The following is a 20,974-nucleotide window of genomic DNA, read 5'->3' as shown; positions in this document are numbered from 1 at the left end:
ATCCGAGGATTCTAAGAATAAGGATATCTTTCTGAGCAGAATGGGAAATAGCGGACGCTACACGAACTAGGGTGTAGAAACGCACAGATCTTCCTACCTAAGCAACGACTGATGGATGATCGATTTCGTCACTGCGGTGGACAGGACGTGGAATGAGAGCCAGCAGCCAGTTTTTGTGGCCAATCCGTGACCTCTCCGGTCCGGCCCACGATTCCCCTCCCTTGTGTTGGATTAGATCATACGATATAGTTCATTTGAACTATATGACAAAGAACCTCGGAATTTGGGAAATTGCCGTCCTCGCCCTTCTCCGCGAAGCTCCTATGCACCCTTACCAGATGCAGAGCCTGCTCCGCGAACGCCACAAGGACGAAATCCTCGCACTGAAAAAGGGCTCGCTCTATCACGCCATCGGACGCCTCGTGCGTGCTGAGTTCATCGTCGCAAAAGACACCAGCCGCAATGGCCGACGCCCGGAACGCACTACCTACGCCATTACGCCCGCAGGTCGCAAAGAACTTATTCGAGCCCTCCGCCAGATCGTCGCAGTTCCCCAGCGCGAATCTTCTGAATTCATGGCGGCGATGAGTTTCCTCGTTCACCTCACGCCTGCAGAAGCCATTCCGCGACTCGAAGAGCGCTGCCATCACCTCGAACAACAAATCGCCGCATTCAGCAATTCGATGGCCGCGGTAACCGAGCGTGTCGGGCGAATCAATCTGGTCGAAAGCGAATATCTTGTCGCCATGCTCAAGGCCGAACTCACCTGGGTTCGCAATCTCATCGCCGAAATGCGAAGCGAACAATTCACGTGGGATCTCAAGACGGTTTTCAAAGCGGCCAGCATCAGCGCAAGAGCGGCCGGGCATCTGGAGGAATAATCCATGCAACTCGAAGTCCGCAGTCCGATCTTGCCGCCAACTCCCATACAGCGCTACCGAGGCCCCATCTGGACCCTGCTCCTTCTCGCACCGTTCATCGCAGAGGTGTTAAGCGGCTCCACACGCCTCAGCTTCCTGTTCGTCCTCATCCCCGAGGTGATGGTGTGGGGTTGCGGCGCGCTCCTCTGCCGTGAATTGATTCGTCGTTGGCGCGCGGGTGCAACAAGCCTGCTCATGCTTGGCCTCGCTCTTTCCATCGCAGAAGAATTCATCATTCAACAAACATCGATCGCCCCGCTTCCGTTCCCGGGAGTCAACGCGACCTTTGGCCGCTACTACGGCGTCAACTGGCTCTACCTTCTCTTCATGCTGGGATTTGAAAGCGTGTGGGTAGTCCTCGTCCCGGTCCAGGTTGTCGAGCTTGTTTTCCCCGATCGCCGCGAACAACCCTGGCTCCGCAAGCGCGGCCTTATCGCCACATGCATCGCATTCCTCGTAGGCTGCCGCATCGCCTGGTTTGGCTGGACCCAGAAGGCGCGCCCCAGACTTCATGCAGCACCCTACCATCCTCCAATGCTCGCCATCCTGCTGGGCGTCGCGGCGATAGCGCTTCTCATCGCCTCAGCGTGGCTCTTGCGCGGTTACGGACATTCCGGTCGAGTCGCTTTCCGCCAGCCACCAAGTCCCTGGCTGCTCGGATTGGCGGCCTTCATCTTGAGCACACCCTGGTTTTGGCTCATCGGCCTCCTCTTCGTTCCCCATCACAGCTTCGCCGTGTGGGTTCCTATCAGCGCCGGCGTCCTCTGGTCGATCTTGGCGTTCGCGCTCGTTCGTTACTGGTCGGCCGCGAGCGGTTGGCGCGACATCCACCGTTGGGCGATCTCCTTTGGAGCCGTTCTTGGAAGTATGGCGCTCGGCGACTCCAGCGCCGCCGGCTGGACACGCCTCGACCTGATCGGAAAATTCGTCTTCCAATTGTTGGCAGTCGTCGGGTTCATACTCCTGGCGAGAAAAGTCTGGCAACGCGAAGCCGCCGATCACACGCAGGGCCTGTGACCATGTGTCCAGCGCGATTCAAACCTAAGGTATAGAGTGCGCGGAATCCTCCGGCCAGGGCACGCGGATCCATCTCCTTTCCGAGTGATCGGGTCTGCACACCTGGCTCCCGCGAAACGGCGTTTGCGGCAACTACGATTTCGGGAACGCTCACACTGCATTAGCGGTCACCTTGCGGCATGGATCACCTGTCAGTGGCTGGTAGATCCCCTATCTGATCGAAAGATTCGCCTTGCCGGATCGAAAGATAGTCTGCATGCAGCCTGGAGCTTGAGATTATCGAACGGGGGAAGTCGGCAGGCTTCCCCTAGCTGCTCCCCGCAAAACGGCGTTTGCGCCAACTCCAAATAACTATGACCCATCTCACCCCGCCCAACCCCGACGCCCACCTACGCCTTTGCGGACGGGTGAGAAGGAGGATGCCTGCGCCCCTTTCCAACCACAACCCCAGGAAGCTCCCGCCGTCCACTTAAAACCTGTCAAGCCCCCAGCAGCACCCAAAACCCACCAAACCCCTATCAACACTGGCGATTTATATTTTCAAAACTTGGCATAGTTACCCCCTCCAAATCACTACAATTTAAGTAGAGAACCTTATTAAGAGAGAACCAGCATTCCGGCCAACGGCCAGGGCTAGGATGTCGTCACTGCCAGACACAGGAGGATCACCTCCAGGCAACGACCCGTTGACCGTCAAAAGTCTCCATAACTCGTTTGGATGGCCTACTTTAGCGATCTAGTATCTGAACATGGTACTTATCGCGTAACCTCAATCCCATCAACGAGATACACCCACAATTTGCAACTACCCAAGTCATACTTTGGCGCGTAACCGGTCTGGTTGCCATACTTTACGGGAAACACCCCCGTGTAGGGGGGGAGGGGGGTACCCCTGTGCGACTACCGAACCCGGCATTCGCCCAGGATGCGAAAATGAAACGTCGCGTTTCTCGCCGCAGAGGTACCATTTTGCTTCGCTCGTTTTTCATTGGTCTCTCGACCAACAAGGCCTTCCGCGCCTTCTCGGAACAGTCCTCGATCGGCCGCCGTGTCTCCCGCCGCTTCGTCGCCGGCATGTCCATTGACGAGGCCATCGCCGCCGCCGCTCAGCTCAACGCCGAAGGCATCGACGTCACCCTCGACTCCCTCGGCGAAAGCGTCCTCGACGTCGCCCACGCCGAAGCCAGCGCCGCCATCTACCACCAGCTACTCGACGCCATCCAGGCTCGCCATCTCCGCGCCAACGTCAGCGTCAAGCTCACCCAGGTCGGCATGGACATCGGCGGCCCCAGCCAGGGCCCAGCCCTCGCCGAGCGCATCGTCGGCGAAATGGTCGCGCACGCCGCACATACCGGCAGCTTCGTCCGCATCGACATGGAAGGCTCCGAGTACACCGAGCCCACCCTCCTCCTCACCGAGCGCCTCCACCAGCAGTACCCCGGCGCCGTAGGCACAGTCCTGCAAGCCTATCTTTTTCGCACCGAAAATGACGTAGAACGCCTATTAACGCAGGGGATTCGCATTCGCCTCTGCAAAGGCGCCTACAAAGAACCACCCGAAATCGCCTTCCCCGCCAAGGCCGACGTCGACGCAAACTACGTCAAGCTGATGAAGCGCGTCGTCAGCAGTCCCGTCTTCTGCGGCATCGCCACGCACGACGAAGCCATTGTCGACGAACTGCGCCGCTTCGTCGCGAGCAACAACATCGACAAACGCGCGTTTGAGTTTCAGATGCTCTACGGAATCCGCCGCGACCTGCAGCGCAAGCTGGTCGCCGAAGGCTTCGGCGTCCGCGTCTACGTCCCCTTTGGCGCCGAATGGTATCCCTACTTCATGCGCCGCCTTGCCGAACGCCCCGCCAACGTCCTCTTCCTCGCGAAGAACTTCTTCAAGAGCTAGCTCGAGCCTTAATCCGGCGGAAGCATCGGCGCAATGAAGATCAGGTTCGTCAGAACTGTTCGCTGCGCATAGTTCAGCCAGCCATAGCGCGGAGAGTTCATCATCGCGAACCGCTGCTCCGGCGGCACCATGCGTAACTCCCGAAAGCTGCGGATCACCTGGCGTCGCTGGTCCTGTGGCAGCGATCCCAGCTGCTCCATCACACCTCGCACCTGCGAGCGCTGCGCCGGGCTCAGCCGCTCCATCGCCTCCGTATGCGCCAGCGTTCTCGCCCGCATCTCCGGAGTCATCGCATTCAGCTGCGCCAGCCGCTGATGCATCTGGATCTGGGTCTGCAGCGGAAGCTCCCTGAATCCCGGCTCGCGGTCCAACGCCGCCTGCTGCTGCTCCAGCGTCATGCCCCGGTGCTGTTCCATCCACTCGGGCAGATGTTCTCCCCCGCGCCGCCCATTCGGCCCCACCAAATGCGGCTGACTTCCCGGCACCATCGCCCCGGTCGGCGGTGGCCGCCGTTCGATAGGAGCCGGCTGCTCCTGCTGCCCGCCAAACCTGTGGCTTCCACTCGCAGCCACCAATACGTACGAAGGCGATTGCTGAAAGCTCGGACCCGCATGCCGCTCCGCAAACACACTCCCGCTCAAGCCTGCGAGCAGACCGACAAGTAGCGCTCGAACGATCGAGCTGCGGGATTTGACTGCCTTACGCATACGTCAACTTGCTGATAGATTGCTCCGGCAAATACTTTCCTTGGTCATTCGGTTGTTAGCTGCTCGGCGGACCCGAGTTGTCATCACTCGCATCCAGCAGCTGGTCCATCTGCTGCACGGCCTGCGCATTGTTATCGAGAAGCTTGAGATCATTCACGGTCGGCGAAGCTTGTACGGCAACCACGCCGTTGTGCTGGTAGAACCCGGCAAACGTTCCACCCCCCGCCAGCATCACCGCCAACACCATCGCCCCAGCCAGCGCCGGCCGCAACCGGTGCCCGGTGCTGTACGTCAGAAACGCGCGCGTGCGAGCCCAAAAGCCCTCCGGCTCCGAAGCCTGTGCCTCGCGCAGCCGCGCATGCAGCTTCGTATCGAAGTACGCTGAAGGCTCCGGCGCCTTCCACTCGCCGAGCAGCGCAAACGTAGCCTGCAACTCCTCCAGCTCCTTACGGCACTCCGCACAAGCAGCCATGTGCTCGGCCACCTCAGGGTGTGCAACAGCGTACGACTCGTCCAGCAATAAATCAGCGAGAGCTGCGCGGCAGGTCTTGCAATCAATCTTCATGTCTATCTTCTTCATATCATCCCCTCTGGTTCGACTCCGGGATCGCACCTTCGCTTATAACGTCAACGCTTACGGTGCCAACTCACAGTGCTCCTATACAAACTCTTTCAACTTCTCCCGCAGCGTCTGATACGCTCGGAACAACAACGACTTCGTAGCAGATTCGGACAACTTCAGTACTTCGCCGATCTGCTTGTAATCCATCCCTTCATACTTGTGCATCAACACGGCGATCTTCTGCCGCTCGGGCAAGGCCATCACATGCTGCCGGATGGCGTTCATGCGCTCCTTCTGCAGCAAATCGGCCTCCGCGGAAGGCGTGTCGTCCGCCACATCTGGAGTAGTTCCCGTCTCCGCGTCGACGGCGTCTAGATAAATCGTCGAAGCCGTCCGCTCATGCCGTGTATCGCGCGCATGATTCACTCCCAGGTTCGTCGCAATCCGGTAAAGCCACGTGCTAAACCGAGCCTCCGCTCGATACGTCTCCCGCGAACGGTAGACCCGCAGAAACACCTCCTGCGCCAACTCCTCCGCAACGGCCTGGTTGTGCACCATGCGAAACATAAAGTGCACAATCGGCTTCCGATACTTGCCCAGCAACACGTCAAACGCATCCATGTTGCCAGCCTTCAGCTCGAGCATCACTTCGGCATCGGTAAGCTGGGAAAAATCTCCCCGCGCTACGGCAACCCGCCTCGCCTCTACCTGCTCCGGGGTCAGATCGATGGCCACCAAAGGGGCACTTTCCAGCCGCGGCTCCGCAGTTTCCACGAGGCCGGGATGGAGCGCAAGTGTGCCCATATCTTCCGAAACCCCATCTTGGCTCTCAGGTTGCGTTAAATCCTCATATTCGCCAGATTTTGGCGAAATGGGCGGATCCCCCGGCTGCAATCTGTGCGAAGTCGGCATCAGGCCGTAATTGTACCTTTCAGAATCTTGTTGTTGGACGCAAACCCTCGCCCAGACGGTGTCCAACCAGCGCCCAAGCGATGCCCCGTCGGTTGGCGCACCTGCCCCTCAGTGTTATCCTACCTAAGCTGCAAAGGCCTGGAAGAAGCGTATCCACTATGCGCATCCGCATCGATTCTCGCCTCCCAGCCCATGGGCGCATAACTCAGCGGTAGAGTGCCACCTTCACACGGTGGAAGTCGTAGGTTCGAATCCTGCTGTGCCCACCATCAAATCAACAACATACAAAGAATCGAGCTCTCGCAAGTAACAAGCGAAGGGACAGTAGGCTGCAAGCGCGCCAATAGCCTCCGACGAGTATTCATTGATTCAGCCTTCCAGTTTGAATCGCGTCTCGGATAGCCGGAATAAGGGCCTCCACACCATCCGATTGATCGTTACCACCATCAACGCCATGACAACGGTCGATAGCAACAGTAATTGAAACTGGCCATGATCGGTCGCCGAACTGATCTGCTCTCCCAATCCCACCGTCTGCATCGTTTGGTTTTTCAGATGAAAGTATTCGGCGATAATACTCGCGTTCCAGGCTCCACCCGATGCCGTTACCATTCCCGTTATCAAGAATGGAAATATCCCCGGAAGGATGACGGTGCGCCACCGTTGTATCGTCGTGAAGTGGAATAGCTGCGCTACCTCTCGAAGATCGGATGGAATCGCCATCGCGCCGGCAATCACATTGAACAATATGTACCATTGGGTTCCGATCAGCATCAGCAGGATCGACGCAATGCCCATTCCCCCGCCCACGCGAATGAGTGCCAGAAGAATAATCGGAAACAATGCAGTTGCTGGAACGGAAGCCGCAATCTGCGCCAGCGGTTGAGCAATGCGTGCCAGGCGTGGATTGAACCCAATGGCGACGCCAACAGGAATCGTCCAGCAAGCTGCGATTGCTAAAGACACGTTGACTCGCAGAAACGTAGCGCCGGCCCCGCGCATCACCGCCCAGAACTGTGGTGTCGTTACTTCGCGCAACAGCGCTAAGGCCTGGCTTGCAAGATAGACAACTCCAGCGATAAGGATCGCCGCGATCACCCATCGCATCCAGCCCCCGCTCGCCGGTACGGCAACCCCGTCCGCCCGAACCATCCGCCGCGCGCGTCGCTCCGCCAACGAGCAGTAGATCTTCTCGGACATCGGTGCCAGCGTATGCCTTCGCAACGAATGCAGCGCCCCCGAATGCGTCAAAAGATGCAGCAGCGGCGAGCGACTACGCGACGCTCCCTCCACTTGTTCAAACTTGAATTTGTTACTCCATGTGATCGCAGGCCGCCAGACCAACTGATCAATTGCAACGATGATCCCAATCATCACCGCGAGACCCCATAAAATCGCACGTGTGTCATCGTCGCTTGCGGCAGTCTGCAGATAGGAGCCCAACCCCGGTAGCCGAAAGTCTCGCGAACCAAGCACGAACATCTCGCAGGCCATCAGGAAAAACCATCCTCCGGCGACTGACACCATGGAGTTCCACACCAGACCGATTGCTCCGTAGGGCAACTCGAGTTGCCATAGCCGTTGCCACCGTGAAAATCGATAGATGGTTGCTGCTTCGTTCAGCTCTCTCGGAATACTTTTGATCGACGAGTAGAAGCTGAATGCCATATTCCACACCTCCCCCGTAAAAATTAGGAGAATGGCACCCATCTCTACCCCAATCTGCCGGGTCGGAAACAATGCAACCATGGCGAGCATCACACCTGGCAAGAAGCTCAGTACCGGGATGGATTGACAGATGTCCAGGCCCGCCACCATCAAGGGTTCAAGCCGCCGGCTGTGTGCCGCAACATACCCGTAGCCAACAGCAAATACCAGGCTGATTCCATACGCCAACCCAATGCGCACCACAGAGTAAAACGCATAAACGGGAAGCGCACGCGGACTCAAAGAGATCACAATCGCGGGCTCGGCATGCCCCATCCAGTAATGTGCAATCCGCACCACGCCATAAAAACACGCAAGCCCGATCGCCGCTATGCAGAGGTCCATCACCACTGGCCAGGTGCGTTTCAGTGCCTGCGCACGTGCCAGCGTCTCGCGTCCCCGAATGGAACTCAGGCTGCCCGGAAGCCCTATCAAGCGACACTCTCCGTGCTCGATGGCGCCTGCGACCGCCGCTTCTCCAATCGGATAAAGCACCGACGCGAAGCATCGAAATCAAACAGCTGAGCATACCGGCCCCAGCTTACGGCCGTCTCGAGCTGCATAACAGTCTCATCCTCGGTAAACTGTTCATCCAGCATGTCGTGAAACAGATCTTCCGAAACGGTATGGTCGCTCTTCGCTTCTATGGCGCGGCTGATCTGATCCAGCAGAAGCACATGGTTGGTTGCCGCCTCGCGGAACAAATCGCTCCGACGTGAAATTTCAGAGTTCGCGTAATCAATCCCCGAGTCTGTAATTACGGCCGTTCCTTCGCTCACATTCAGGAAACCCAGCAACTGCGCCGCATCCACAATGGGCAGAAGGTGATCGATCTCGAACAGTAAATCATCTGCGAGACGATACATGTCATACCTGCCTCCATGATCCCGCAAAAGTTCCAAAAGCCCAGCCACCCCGCCAGGCCGCGCGTGGGGTAACATCTGGTACTTCCGCGCATGCCGAGCCTCACCATGAAGAGCCTGCGGCAGGTCCGGCGGCTGCGCCTCTGGCTCGGTCAATACCTTATAGATGTAGTCAACCAGTTGGGAAAAGGCCGCTTCCTTCCGGTTGCGGGGATGCGCCAGATTTACACAGAAGTCCGTGCGAATCCGACCCGGATTCCGCCCTAACACAATGATCCGATCGGCTAGTAGCACCGCCTCTTCAATGTTGTGCGTCACCAAGAAGATTGCCTTCGTCGGAATCGTCTTCTTCTGCCAAAGCTCCAATAACTCACCCCGCAAATTCTCCGCAGTGAGAACGTCCAGCGCCGAGAACGGCTCGTCCATGAACAATACCTCCGGCTCGACCACCAAAGCGCGCGCAAAACCCACGCGCTGCCTCATGCCGCCGGAAAGTTCCTTCGGATACGCCGCTTGAAACCCATCCAATCCCACCGTGTCGAGAATCGCCAGGCTCCGTCGCCTGCGCTCATCTTCTTGCATTCCGCGTGCCTTAAGCGGTGCCTCGACATTCTCCAACACACTCAGCCAGGGGAACAAAGCAAAACTCTGGAAGACAATCGATACATTCACATCTGTTGTCGCCACAGGCTTTTCGTGCCAATACACTTGTCCAGCCGACGGCACCGAAAGCCCCGTCAACATGCGCAGGAGCGTCGACTTCCCCGATCCGGACGGCCCCAGTAGCGCTACGATCTGGCCCTCCGCAATCTCCAGATCGGTAGGTGCAATCACCTGGATCTTGTTTTCGCTGGGCTGGGCATAGTACTTCTCGACTTTTTCCGCTCGAATGATCGGAGTCTGCATCTTTCCTCTACCTCCGAAAAGCAACATGATTCACATACAGTTTCATCTCACAAGTACTACCGCTAAGTTATTCGTGGCATTTCTCACAGTAATCCCAACATCATCCCCCTGCCGGATTACATCGATGTCAATGGACCCATCGCCCACCTGCAGGTTGACGATATGGAACTCTCCCAAAAACTCCGGCAGCGAGGGCCTCACGAACCGGACCTGCTTCTTCTCCGCGTTTACTTGTACCCCAAGACACGCCTGGCACAGCAGAAATACCGACGCAGCGGACCACGCTTGCGGTGCGCACGCCACCGGATAGAGCACGGGCCCTTCCCCTGCCTCTCGCGAAAATCCACAAAACAATTCCGGCATCCGATGCAGATCGAAGTACATCGCCGCTTCAAACAGTCCCGTGAAAATGCGGTTAGCCTGTTTTGTCAACCCGTAGCGCGCCATACCGTAGGCAATGAGCGCATTATCGTGCGGCCAGATGCTGCCATTGTGATAGGACATCGGATTGAATCGCGACGCAGAGTTCGCCACCGTACGTACACCCCACCCGGAGTAAGCTTCATCCGAAAGCACCGCATTTGCTACACACGCGGCCCTTTCAGCTGTCGCAATACCCGTAAACAGACACTGTCCGCCGTTAGAGGTCACGATGCGGCAGGCCCGCTTGTCACCGTCCAGCGCCATCGCATAAGTGGACAACTCCGCACACCAGAACATCTCGTTGAACTGTATTCGAAGCGTCCTGGCCTTCTCCGCAAATCGTGCAACCTCCGCGTCATGTCCCAGGACCGCCGCAAGCTTACTGGCCGCGTTGTAAGCGGCATACACATATCCCTGCACTTCACACATGGCGATCGCACCTTGCACAGCTGTGCCGTCTGCATGAAACACAGCATCATCTGCATCCTTCCAACCTTGGTGCAGAAGCCCATCCTCGGACCGACGCTCATACTCCACGAATCCATCCCCATCGCGATCGCCGGACGTCGTTATCCACTCCAACGCTGCTTGAATATTGGGCCAGATGCTTTCAATGAACACTGCATCAGCCGTTCGCTCGTAGTACGCGCCTGCCAGCGCAACAAACAGAGGCGTAGCGTCCACACTGCCGTAATAGAGCCCGAACGGCATCTCTCTTAGTGCGGCCATCTCTCCACTGCGCGTCTCGTGCAGGATCTTCCCAGGTTCTGCATCCTGCTCTGGAATAAATTCTGTCGCTTGGGTCGACGCCAGATACGCCAGCACACCTTTGGCCAGATCCGGCCTCACCCAAAGGCACTCCCAGGCCGTGATCATTCCGTCTCTGCCAAACGGAGTGTTGAACCACGGAATTCCGGCGTACGGATAAGGTCCCGTCGGCAGGTTTGTAATCAGCATGTGTAGATCGGACACGGACCGATTGATCCAGGCATTGAACTGGCCATTAGAAGATTGCAACGAACAAGCCCTCGCTTTGTCCTGCCCAATCCCCGCCAGCACCGCAGCTCGCGCTTCATCGAGAGGCAGAGGCACGCTTCCGTTCCGCCGCGACCGCCTGCACGACACCGTTACCAGCAACTTCGCGCTCTCTTTCGGCTGCAGCGAAAGAACATACTTCGCTTCGTCGGGCTCGATCCTGTCCGGCCGCGGCGTAAACTCAATCGAAGTGACGCGCTCCTCATCATCCAAGCCCCCATAGCCCAGCATGATCGTGTCGTCTCCCACCAGCGGTTCGCGAATCTCTCCGTGCTTCTCTCTCGCCATACCGCGTACTTCGTAGATATCCTTGAAATCCGCCGCGACCCGAAGCGTCAGCGCGGAATCCACCACTTGCATCGAGTAGTTCTCGATACCAATCTCCACATAACAAACCGCGTCCAACAAGAATGCTCGCTTGGAGATATGCAGAGAATTCGCCGGCAAACATAACTCGCCATCGACAAATAAATCCGGATTCGTAAGCGTCACAATCAGTTGATCGTTGTCGTCTCGAACCGTCGAGCCGAGCAGCAATGGCCGGAACCCATCCAGGTATAGCGTGAACATCGATAAAAATCGTGTCCCATCCAGATAAAGACCTTCTTCGCCCGAAGGAATCGGGCGCATGTCGCCGAAGTGATTGAAGACTGCAAACGTATCTCCGTACTTCAGGGAGCGAATTTTTTCAGCGGACCGATCCGCGTGCACCAGGATATGTTGAGCTTCGGTGAAATGGTTCTCAACACCCATTTGCCCGCCCCCGCCGATAGAGGCGCTCGTCACCGCATCACCTCCATCGGGCGCTCTGGCGTCGTCCCCTCGGACATCGCGTGAATTGCCTTTTCGTACATCTTCAGATAATCCGCCGTCATCCTCTCCACAGGAAACCTGGCCTCGAAGATCTCACGGCACACATCGCGCCGCACTCTCGAAAGATTTCCGACACCCTCGACAGCCTCCTCCACACTGCTCACCACAAAGCCATTCACCCCGTGCTCTATCACCTCAGGCACGGACCCCTTTCTCCAACCAATCACTGGGGTTCCGCAAGCCATTGCTTCAATCATCACCAGTCCAAACGGCTCCGGCCAGTCCACAGGAAACAGCAGCGCCTTCGCCTTTCCCAAAAATTCATTCTTAGCGGCGCCCCCCAACTCACCGACGAACTCCACGAACGACGCACTCTTCTCCAGCAGAGGCTTAATCTCCTGCTCGAAGTAGCTGCGATCCTCCTCATAAATCTTCGCCGCTATCTTCAGCGGCACCCCTGTCCGACGGGCGATCTCGATCGCACGCTCCAGCCCCTTCTCCCGCGAGATACGTCCCAAAAATGCAAGATACTCTCCGCCCACCGGAGAGAAGGTATGCAGGCCTCGCGGCAACCCATGATGAATCGTTCCCTGCCAGTTCGCTTCCGGTGTCGATGCTCGCTGATTGTCTGAGATAGATACCAGCGGAACATCCCGATATTCCTCGAGGAGGTCCCGTAAATCGTGGGTGTGTACAAAGCCATGCAGCGTCGTGAGTGACGGGCGCCCATAGCGGCGAACCAAAGGAAAATGAATGTAGTCGCAATGAAAATGAATGATGTCGAACTGTGCCGCGTCCTGGAAAACTAACTCCAGCATTCGCACGTGCTGCGGCAATGTTTCGCGGCAATCCGTGTCCCGCCAAAGCGACTTCTCGCATGCCGGCACCAGCCGCGCCGCTGTCTTCGAGTCACCGCTCGCAAATAGCGTCACCTCATGGCCCTGGCGAACCGGCTCTTCCGTGAGCCACGAAACAACCCGCTCCGACCCGCCGTATAGGGCGGGAGGAACACTTTCAAACAGCGGAGCTACCTGCGCAATTCTCATAGTGACTATGTTTCAATCTCACCCAGCCGCAACATCGGAAGTCCATTTCGTACCTTTTGGAAGTAGCAGATCTCCACCAATGTGGGCCAGAGCTCGATGGACGCACGGATAACTGCTATCGCATCATCAACAATGCGCAACAGATTGTGCTGAAAGAAATCTGGCTCAAATCCATAGAACGCCTTCTCCAGATTCGCCGCGAAAAGCCGAAGCGCATCAATTCGGTCTGGGCTCTTTGCTTTTTCGGCAGCGTGCAGGGCCCGGCGATGCAGGCTCGTGATCTTCTCGAGGACTTCCTCCGCATCCTGCGCCGTCACTTCTCCCGTGTAATCGAACGTGATTCCCAGCTCATCCACGCTTGTGAGCGAAGACTTAATCTTCCGTTTCAGGAAGTTGGCGATCTCTTCGTTTAGCACTTCGGACGCCGGCGGATTGCGCATGTAGTTGCTCTTCGTGTGGTGCTGCGCGGCATCGACATGGGCAGCCACAATTCCCTCCTGCTGAATCCAGAGCCTGTAGATATAGTCCTCGAAGCGAAGTCTTGTTGGAAAGAAGGGTGGCAAGCCAAAGGTATTGTCGTAACCCGCAACACCACAGTCCATCCGCCAGTTCATATTCGTTACGGCTGGCCGAAAGTTCACCAGGACGTAAAGGTCATTCAGCTCGTCCAGGCTGACCTGGTTGTCGTCGTTCAGAAACATATCCACAAAGTCGATCGCATCGATATCGTTAGTCCCCGAACGGAACGTCTGCGCTATCTTGACGATTGCGTCCTTACCAACGCGCCCATGCTGCAGGATCATGGTGTTGTCTTCGACCAGTCCCTTGGTCGCGTTTGTCTCAAGATCCATTGCGGTATCGATTAGGAATTCGCCCTGCTCGTAGTTCTCCGGAATCTCCGAAACCTTCTTGCCCAACACATCGGAAAAGGCCGACATGATGTCGAATGATTTTCGCGCGTATCCGTTCTTGCCCACCTTATGCAGCCGTCCGCGGCTGATCTCATCACTCTCCAACGATTCCGGGCTATCCTCCATCAATGCATACGGCCGCATGTCATCGTCGGAGCTGACCATCAACCCACCCAGGGAATACATCAGCGTGAAGTTCCTGTTGCCTCCATAACTCGGACGGAACAAGTTCTTAACGAGCGGCTCCAGACGCTTATTCCGAAGCCGCGAGTTGAGATAGCCGAGAAATTCCTCTTTTTGACGGGGACCCACATAGAACAGATCTGAACGAGTCTTCAGCTGCTCAAGTTGCGTGAAGTATTTTTCGACATTGCTGGGAGTTGAATCGTCGAACACGATCATTTGTGGGGAATGACCGTTGCGCCAAAAGTGCTCGTCGTAATCGTGAATCGTTTCGCTGACATCACGCAATCGGTGCGTCGGGATGACAAAGTAAGTTTCTGGGTCGTTCATAAAGATGCGGGGGCCCTCTACGTGCTTTGCATGAACCAAACCTCGGCAGCGCCTTCGGGTCTTCGGAGTCGTCCGCGAGATTTGGCCATAAAAAGCATCTCTACGATTCTAGGAAGGCCGCCATAAAGAAGGCGTAAGGATTCAAGTAAAAGTTCGTTAGTCATCCGGTCGCACAAAGCTGGACGCTTCGGTACACGAATTCCGCGCAACACATCAATCACTGTGTACACAGCTGGTCCACACCCGAGCGTCCCTCGAAACCCCCACTAACGCTTACGGTATGACTTCCCTGCCCACAGCCAAGTTAAGTTGGCTCGCAGAAGTCAGATAAGAGCCAATATGCTGCACATATGCCAATTGCACGACCCTATAGTCGCTTTGGGCATTCAGGAAATCCATCAACGAGGCACCGCCGCGCTGGTACGCATAGGTCACCGTATCGCGCACCCTCGTGGCTTGATCCATATACTTTGTGCGATAGGGGGTTACTAAGGCGATGTTGCTGCGCACCTGTTCGTACGCGGAATCCACGTCGCTAAATACCTGCCCCGTTGCCGTTTCCGTCAGCTGTACATTCCGGTCAATATCAATCGACGTACGCGCCTTCTCACCCTGGTTTCGGTCAAAGATGCGTAAAGGTATGCTGACACTCAAGCCAAGTGTCTGGTGTGCATATGGATTAGCGAAGGATGGGTTGTAAGTGTACCAGATGCCAAACGTCGGGTCCGTGGAACCGTCCGCAATCGCAAGCTTGTGGTTAGTCTTTGCCTGCTCGATGGATTGGAGGGCCGCCCGCAAGTCAGGCCGTGCATCCAGTGCAATCTTATGAAAGGCCTCAAGCGGCTGCAAGTCCGGCGAGAAATCATAAGGACCAGTTACATCAAATTTATCGACAGCTGTCCTGTCATCGAGAAGCTGCAACAACTGGATTTTCTGTGTGCGGAGGTTGACCACCGCATTCTCAATCTCTGACTCGTATTGCACCCGCAGTAACTCAATTCGATCCAGATCTACCTGCGCGAGGCTGCCAGCGTTGAAACGCGCACGACTTATCTCAATGATCTTGTCATAGTACACAAGGTCGGCCCTGGCGAGGTCGAGGACTGTCTTCGCTTCGAGCGTTTGCACAAAGGCCGACCGCAGACTGAAGATCATGTTGCGTTCGAGGTCTTCGTGCAGCGAACCTCCAATCTGCGTGGCCTCCTGTGCACTCTTGAGTCGCAATTCCCGCTTATGTTCACGCTCATGTAGATAGCTGAAGTTAGGTTCGGCCTCCGTACCAGACGTTGGGGTCCAGTGGCCCTGGTACGGAGCGATCTGTGTACCATCAGCGCTCAACGTGAACTGCGGATTCGGACGTAGATATGCCGTGATCTCCGCCGCCTTTAGTTCGTCAACACTCATTTGGTCTGCGCGTAACGCGGGATTTACTGCCTCAAATTTGGTCTTCACCTGATCCCATGTAAGAGCCTGTGTCGCAGTTTGCCCATGCGCCATCACCGGTGGCAAAATGCCCGCGAACAAGCCAATGGCTATCGAGATACGTAAATGTGGCGTCATCTTGCTCAAGAACATAACCACCTCAAATCGGCTCCATCTGGGCACGCGCTTCGCGGACTATTGTTGTAAATCTCCTTGCAAGCTCATAAATCCACTGCTTCTGATGGGTTTGTAGCGCTGCTCTCGGTGTTAGCTCAGACCGAATCCCGAGCGCCGAGGCGCCGGCATAAATGAAATCTCTCGCCGTCAATTGCGTTACACCTCCCGATGCAATCAACGGAATCTGCGGCAAGGGAACCTTCAAGGCTCGGATATAGGCATCGCCACCCAGCGGAGCGCATGGAAAAATCTTGACCATGTCGGCTCCCCCCTTCCACGCCGCAATCACTTCGCTTGGTGTCATCGCACCGGGGATAGCGACTATATTTCGGCGCAGAGTAAATTCCAGAACCTCCATAATCAATCCCGGACTAGTCACAAACCGAGCGCCCGCATCGATGCAACGCTGTGCTGTCTCGGCATCGAGTACTGTGCCGCCGCCTACAATGCAGTCCGGGTAAGCTCTTGCGATTTGCGAGATAACACCGACGGCATCTGGAACAGTCATTGTTATTTCCACGATGGGAATTCCCGCTTCATACAATGTTTCCGCGGCGAAAAGTGCTAGCTCCTTCTCGGGAACGCGAACGCCCGGAACGATGCCAATCTCCCCGATACAACGAAGGATCTCTTCTCTTGTCATCAGACTTGCCTCCCTCCTCGTCTTTAGCGCCAAGGTTCTTGGAACTAGAATTCTTCATTGGCCGATTCAGCCAGCGGTAGAGCATCACCTTCTCTTGCAATCCATACGTAAAATGTAGGTAACAAGAAGATGCTGAGAATCAAATCCGAAATCAGGCCGCCAACAATGACGATCGCAAACGGCCGCTGAGAATCCGAACCGATATTGTGCGACAGCGCGGCCGGCAGCAAGCCAAGTGTTGCCACCAGCATTGTCATCATGATCGGTCGAAGCCTGAGAACCGCGCCCTCAACAGCGGAGTCCACAATCGTGTTGCCGCGAGCTCGCAATTGGTTCATGTATTCGACCATAATGACACCCGTCTGAACCGACACGCCGAAGAGCGCCAACATGCCCACACCCGAGGACACACTGAGATACGTTCCCGTGATCAGCAAGGCAAGAAGGCCGCCGATACGTGCCATGCCCACGTTGAGAAGAATCAAAAACGCCCATTTGTACGACCGGAACATCGAAAAAAGAATAATGAAGATGACCAGAATTGTTATCGGCACAATGAGGGCAAGGCGCGCCTCAGCTCTCTTCTCGCTCTCATATTCTCCGGACCAGTCGACCCTGTAATCACGAGGAAGCGTGATTTTATCTTTGATCTGCTTGATCGCATCCTCTACGGTCGATCCAAGATCCCTACCGCGAACGTTAAAGGTGATTGCGATGTAACGAGTATTTCCCTCACGGTAGATGTCGTATGCCCCATCGCGCACTTCCAGCTTGCACAGTTGCGCCAGCGATACGCGCTCTCCAGAAGGTCCCAACAATCGAATGCTGCCAATGGCACGCTGGTTGTTGCGATATTGTCCTTGATAACGCACCGTCAAGTCATAGCGTTGTTCGCCGATCAACACCTGGCTTACTGCATTTCCGCCGACTGCGGTTTGCACAGCGTCCTGTATATCGGCCATGTTGATTCCATATCGAGCCGCCATCTTCCGGTCGATAGAAACATCAAGATTTGGTTGACCGAAGTCGCGCAGAAGCTTCACGTCATGCATCCCTGGGATGGTAGACATAAGAGACGCAACCTCTTCACCCTTCTGTTCGAGGACGTTGAGATCGTCACCAAAGATCTTGAGCGCCAGCGAGCCCTTGGTGCCTGTCATGGTCTCGCCGACGTTATCCTCAATCGGTTGCGAGAAGTTCCACACGGCGCCCGGATACCGCCGCACCGCAAGGTTCATGGCAGCGATAAGTTCTTCTTTGTTCTCATGGAATACCGGACGCCACTGCTCATGCGGCTTCAGATCAACGAAGTATTCCGTGTTTCCGAACCCCCCGGTGTCGGTGCCGTCATCAGGGCGACCTGCCTGGGAAACCACCGTCTTCACTTCCGGAAATGCCGCGAAGACCAAACGCTCCTTGGCCGCAAAGTTCTCACCCTCCGAGAGACTGGTGCTATTAGCCAGCGTGCCGCGCGCCCAGATAGCGCCTTCGTCCAGATGCGGTAGGAACTCAGCACCAATTACGCCGCCAAATCCCAGATAAATCGTTCCCGCCAGTGACAGAACCGCCACACCAACGACGACCCAGCGATGCCCAACGGCCCAGCGCAACTGCTTGCGATAGCCGTCGGTAAGCCATTCCATCACTCGGTTGCGTCTTTCCTTAAAGCCACCGCGGAAAAAGATGTTAGCGAGGACAGGAACAATGAAGATCGAAAACAGCATCGCGCCCAGCAAAGCAAACGCAACTGTCCACGCCATAGGCCGAAACAATCTTCCCTCGACGCGTTGCAGCGTGAAGATCGGCATGTACGCAGTGATGATGATCGCGATGGCATAAAACACCGGCCGCTGCACTTCGTGGCACGCATCGCGAATGATCTCGCTGACAGTCTTCGGAGCTACTCCAGGCCTCCGCTCGCGTGCATGTGCAAGATGTCGAATGATGTTTTCCATCATCACCACAGCGCCGTCAACGACCATCCCAAAGTCCAGCGCCCCCAGCGAAAGCAAGTTGGCCGGGATGTGGGCAGACTGCAGGCATATCGATGCGAACAGCAAGGAGAACGGTATCGTCAGCGCAACGATGAAAGCCGCCCGTGCGTTCAGCAGAAACAGGAGAAGGATGATGGCGACCAGGACCATCCCCTCGGTGAGATTGTGCATGACGGTATGCAGCGTAAAGTGCAGCAGGTCACTGCGATCCAGCATCGGGATGATTTTCACCCCAGGCGGCAAAATCCCATTGTTGAGCTGGTCGACCTTTTTGTGGATCGCATCCAGCGTCGGTTGTTCCTCCGCCCCTTTGCGCATCAGGACACCACCCTGGATGATGTCCGGCTCATCGACGATGTGGCCATCTTCCATATGGTTGGCACGAGCCATATGGCCAAGCCGGATCATGGGTCCCTGCTCGACTTGGGCAATATCCCTCACCCGAAGTGCTGTGCCATTCTTTGTCGTGAGCACAGTATTTTCGATGTCTTGAACACTCTTGTACAGACCAAGCGCACGAACATTCATCTGCTGCATGCCGAGCTCGACAAAGCTGCCGCCGGCATTATTGTTATTGTTCGACAGTTGCTGTTCAACCTGGCCAATACTTAGCCCGTACGACACCAGCTTGTCGGGATCCACACGCACCTGGTACTCGCGGACCGTGCCACCAAAGTCAGAGACGTCGACAACATTCAGGACGGATTTGAATTGCTTCAGCAGCGTCCAATCCTCAATCCCTCGCAACTGCATGAGATCGTAGCGCGGATCCGTGCTGCGTATGGTGTACCAATAGATCTGGCCTGTAGTGCTCCAATCCGTCCCGATCTGAGGCTGCAGATTCTGCCCGCTCGGAAGATTGACCTGCGTGAGGCGCTCGAGCACCTTCTGACGGTTCCAATCGTTTTGAGAACTGTCGTCGAATATCATGATGACGAACGAAAGTCCGAAGATGGACTCAGACCGCAAGTACGTCATGTGCGGCATGCCAGCCATCTGAACTTCAATCGGAATCGTTACCTGCTGTTCCACCTCTTCAGCAGATCGGCCCGGCCATTGCGTGATTACCGTTACATAATTGTCCGCAATGTCTGGATAAGCCTCTACGGGCAACTGATGAAAAGAAATGGCTCCCCACACAATTAAAAGCAGCGCGACCGCAAGCACCACAATGCGATTGTTCAGTGCGAAATCTACGAGTGCGCGGATCATACCTTCTCCCTCAGGTCTCTTCGGCGGTTACTGGGTGTCGACAGTGTTTTGCAAAGGCAGTGGATTGATCACCACCTGTTGGCCAACCGATAAACCCGACAGAACCTCCTGCATGTTCCCTGGTAAGAGGTCCCCCCCAACGATCATGATTCGCTTGAATCGCTTGTTTGCCACCGGCACGTAGACCCAGTCGCGATCATGCAAATGCAAGATGGCCGACGAGGGTACCGCCGCGTATGCCTGCTCAGTCTTTCCTTCAAACGTCGCGGTCACGAACATGCCGATCTTCATCATTCCGGGATTCGCGACCTCGATACGCACCTTGCCGGTACGGATGTTCGGATCGAGTATCGGAAAAATATCGCTGACTTTTCCCCTGAACACACGGCCCGGATACGCATTCAATGTGATCTCTGCCGGATCCCCGGTGTGCACATTCGCCAGGTCGTTCTCGTATACATCGCAAACGACCCAAACCGTCGAGAGATCGGAGATGGTGAACGGGCTTGTTCCCAAACTTTGTACGCCAGCGGCATTCGTCACTTCTTGATCGGTAATCACGCCGGAGACGGGTGCGATGATGTCCACGATGCCGCTTGGATGGTTGATACTGCTGCCCAACAGGCGCAGATGTTCCGCATCGGTATCCATTGCGACTTTAGCTTTTTCCTCTGTATCCCTCGTGACCTCAAGATCGGCGACAGCGATGGCTCCATGTTTTAGAAGATCTTGTGCTCGGTCCCACTGCGCTTTTGCCAATACCTCATCGGACACAGCCATCTGATAGTTCGCAAACGCGTTTGAGATATCGTCACTCCGAACGCGAAGAAGGAGTTGGCCCTTTCTCACCACCTCCCCGAGCCGCGCGTAAATGCCGACAATACGTCCTGAGGCTAGTGAGATCACCGGTACGGTGCGAGAAACGTCTGGATTAATGGATCCCGTAACGGCCAGTTGTGCTGCTGCGCGGTGTTCGGTGGCAGCAACCAGCGGGAATTGCTCCGGATGTTCAGGAGCAAACTCCTGCGCTTCGTAGGCCTGCGTCACTTTCGCTGCGGGCGGCAGACCGGCCGCTGGGTCGGGGGGCTTTGAATTGCACCCCGCCATCACCACCACGAAGGACAATGTAACAATTGGAATTCTCACGAGGGTGGCTTTCATGGACAGGGCTGGACCACTACGGAAGCGCATAAGGCGTTCACCGGATAGTGTGGCGAATAAGGTTTAGCTAAGGCAGAGTGCCAGAAGAAAGCTCTGGGCACTCTGCCCATTCATCCATAGATGCGATGTGC

Annotated in this window: 15 protein-coding genes and 1 tRNA gene; 4 read left to right on the top strand and 12 right to left on the bottom strand. The window is 56.1% G+C overall.

Annotation, left to right across the window (positions count from 1 at the left end; translation table 11 throughout):
* The first annotated feature begins 152 nt into the window (after positions 1-152).
* The 3 genes from GSQ80_RS21545 (at position 153) to GSQ80_RS21535 (ending at position 3,836) form a co-directional block, all read left to right on the top strand.
* On the top strand, positions 153-881 hold the full coding sequence (locus tag GSQ80_RS21545) for a PadR family transcriptional regulator (RefSeq protein ID WP_371315752.1): 729 nt from the start codon (positions 153-155) through the stop codon (positions 879-881).
* A gap of 3 nt (positions 882-884) precedes the next feature.
* Positions 885-1,937: a hypothetical protein gene (locus GSQ80_RS21540; protein ID WP_158789697.1), complete on the top strand. Its 1,053-nt coding sequence runs from the start codon at positions 885-887 to the stop codon at positions 1,935-1,937.
* A 933-nt stretch (positions 1,938-2,870) separates the two neighbouring features.
* Positions 2,871-3,836, top strand: coding sequence for a proline dehydrogenase family protein (locus GSQ80_RS21535; RefSeq protein ID WP_254059841.1), 966 nt, complete (start codon positions 2,871-2,873; stop codon positions 3,834-3,836).
* Positions 3,837-3,844: 8 nt separating this feature from the next.
* Here GSQ80_RS21535 and GSQ80_RS21530 read toward each other — a convergent pair whose 3' ends face one another.
* The 3 genes from GSQ80_RS21530 to GSQ80_RS21520 form a co-directional block, all read right to left on the bottom strand.
* Positions 3,845-4,543 (bottom strand): DUF3106 domain-containing protein, encoded by a 699-nt coding sequence (locus GSQ80_RS21530; RefSeq protein WP_158789696.1) that lies wholly within the window; start codon positions 4,541-4,543, stop codon positions 3,845-3,847.
* 55 nt (positions 4,544-4,598) lie between these two features.
* A complete protein-coding gene (locus GSQ80_RS21525) occupies positions 4,599-5,123 on the bottom strand; it encodes an anti-sigma factor (protein WP_254059840.1) in 525 nt (174 codons plus the stop codon).
* Between the two features lie 78 nt (positions 5,124-5,201).
* Entirely contained in the window at positions 5,202-5,909 is a 708-nt protein-coding gene (locus GSQ80_RS21520; protein ID WP_158789695.1) for an RNA polymerase sigma factor, read from the bottom strand.
* A gap of 302 nt (positions 5,910-6,211) precedes the next feature.
* On the opposite strand from GSQ80_RS21520, the gene GSQ80_RS21515 reads away from it, so the two are divergent.
* A tRNA-Val gene (locus tag GSQ80_RS21515) sits at positions 6,212-6,286 on the top strand.
* 100 nt (positions 6,287-6,386) lie between these two features.
* Here GSQ80_RS21515 and GSQ80_RS21510 read toward each other — a convergent pair.
* The 9 genes from GSQ80_RS21510 to GSQ80_RS21470 all read right to left on the bottom strand — a co-directional run bounded on the left by GSQ80_RS21510 (position 6,387) and on the right by GSQ80_RS21470 (position 20,843).
* Positions 6,387-8,159, bottom strand: a complete 1,773-nt coding sequence (locus GSQ80_RS21510) for an ABC transporter permease subunit (protein ID WP_158789694.1) — start codon at positions 8,157-8,159, stop codon at positions 6,387-6,389.
* The gene (locus tag GSQ80_RS21505; RefSeq protein WP_158789693.1) at positions 8,156-9,493 is read right to left on the bottom strand and encodes a nitrate/sulfonate/bicarbonate ABC transporter ATP-binding protein; all 1,338 of its coding nucleotides are present in this window, start codon (positions 9,491-9,493) and stop codon (positions 8,156-8,158) included. The genes GSQ80_RS21510 and GSQ80_RS21505 overlap by 4 nt, the downstream gene beginning before the upstream one ends.
* A 42-nt stretch (positions 9,494-9,535) precedes the next feature.
* Complete coding sequence (locus GSQ80_RS21500) at positions 9,536-11,737, bottom strand: amylo-alpha-1,6-glucosidase (RefSeq protein ID WP_216850511.1); 2,202 nt, start codon at positions 11,735-11,737, stop codon at positions 9,536-9,538.
* On the bottom strand, positions 11,734-12,810 hold the full coding sequence (locus GSQ80_RS21495) for a glycosyltransferase family 4 protein (RefSeq protein WP_158789692.1): 1,077 nt from the start codon (positions 12,808-12,810) through the stop codon (positions 11,734-11,736). Before GSQ80_RS21495 ends, GSQ80_RS21500 begins: the two co-directional genes overlap by 4 nt.
* A 5-nt stretch (positions 12,811-12,815) precedes the next feature.
* Positions 12,816-14,234: a hypothetical protein gene (locus GSQ80_RS21490; protein WP_158789691.1), complete on the bottom strand. Its 1,419-nt coding sequence runs from the start codon at positions 14,232-14,234 to the stop codon at positions 12,816-12,818.
* 273 nt (positions 14,235-14,507) lie between these two features.
* Positions 14,508-15,794, bottom strand: a complete 1,287-nt coding sequence (locus GSQ80_RS21485; protein ID WP_158789942.1) for a TolC family protein — start codon at positions 15,792-15,794, stop codon at positions 14,508-14,510.
* Between the two features lie 22 nt (positions 15,795-15,816).
* Positions 15,817-16,476, bottom strand: a complete 660-nt coding sequence (locus tag GSQ80_RS21480; RefSeq protein WP_158789690.1) for a bifunctional 4-hydroxy-2-oxoglutarate aldolase/2-dehydro-3-deoxy-phosphogluconate aldolase — start codon at positions 16,474-16,476, stop codon at positions 15,817-15,819.
* Between the two features lie 44 nt (positions 16,477-16,520).
* Positions 16,521-19,682, bottom strand: coding sequence for an efflux RND transporter permease subunit (locus tag GSQ80_RS21475; RefSeq protein WP_158789689.1), 3,162 nt, complete (start codon positions 19,680-19,682; stop codon positions 16,521-16,523).
* 27 nt (positions 19,683-19,709) lie between these two features.
* Complete coding sequence (locus GSQ80_RS21470; RefSeq protein WP_158789688.1) at positions 19,710-20,843, bottom strand: efflux RND transporter periplasmic adaptor subunit; 1,134 nt, start codon at positions 20,841-20,843, stop codon at positions 19,710-19,712.
* Between the last annotated feature and the right edge of the window lie 131 nt (positions 20,844-20,974).

Origin of the sequence: Granulicella sp. L46 (genome assembly GCF_009765785.1) — a bacterium.
In the GTDB taxonomy this organism is placed as follows: domain Bacteria; phylum Acidobacteriota; class Terriglobia; order Terriglobales; family Acidobacteriaceae; genus Granulicella.
Note: the sequence above shows the minus strand (reverse complement) of the source record. Positions and strands in the feature narration are given on the sequence as shown.

Bases quoted from the DNA above. Each gene is read 5' to 3' on its own strand.
- GSQ80_RS21535 (WP_254059841.1), top strand. From the start codon at position 2,871: ATGAAACGTCGCGTTTCTCGCCGCAGAGGTACCATTTTGCTTCGCTCG.
- GSQ80_RS21495 (WP_158789692.1), bottom strand. From the start codon at position 12,810: ATGAGAATTGCGCAGGTAGCTCCGCTGTTTGAAAGTGTTCCTCCCGCC.
- GSQ80_RS21525 (WP_254059840.1), bottom strand. From the start codon at position 5,123: ATGAAGAAGATAGACATGAAGATTGATTGCAAGACCTGCCGCGCAGCT.
- GSQ80_RS21470 (WP_158789688.1), bottom strand. From the start codon at position 20,843: ATGAAAGCCACCCTCGTGAGAATTCCAATTGTTACATTGTCCTTCGTG.
- GSQ80_RS21475 (WP_158789689.1), bottom strand. From the start codon at position 19,682: ATGATCCGCGCACTCGTAGATTTCGCACTGAACAATCGCATTGTGGTG.
- GSQ80_RS21545 (WP_371315752.1), top strand. From the start codon at position 153: ATGAGAGCCAGCAGCCAGTTTTTGTGGCCAATCCGTGACCTCTCCGGT.
- GSQ80_RS21480 (WP_158789690.1), bottom strand. From the start codon at position 16,476: ATGACAAGAGAAGAGATCCTTCGTTGTATCGGGGAGATTGGCATCGTT.
- GSQ80_RS21485 (WP_158789942.1), bottom strand. From the start codon at position 15,794: ATGACGCCACATTTACGTATCTCGATAGCCATTGGCTTGTTCGCGGGC.
- GSQ80_RS21490 (WP_158789691.1), bottom strand. From the start codon at position 14,234: ATGAACGACCCAGAAACTTACTTTGTCATCCCGACGCACCGATTGCGT.
- GSQ80_RS21540 (WP_158789697.1), top strand. From the start codon at position 885: ATGCAACTCGAAGTCCGCAGTCCGATCTTGCCGCCAACTCCCATACAG.
- GSQ80_RS21520 (WP_158789695.1), bottom strand. From the start codon at position 5,909: ATGGGCACACTTGCGCTCCATCCCGGCCTCGTGGAAACTGCGGAGCCG.
- GSQ80_RS21505 (WP_158789693.1), bottom strand. From the start codon at position 9,493: ATGCAGACTCCGATCATTCGAGCGGAAAAAGTCGAGAAGTACTATGCC.
- GSQ80_RS21530 (WP_158789696.1), bottom strand. From the start codon at position 4,543: ATGCGTAAGGCAGTCAAATCCCGCAGCTCGATCGTTCGAGCGCTACTT.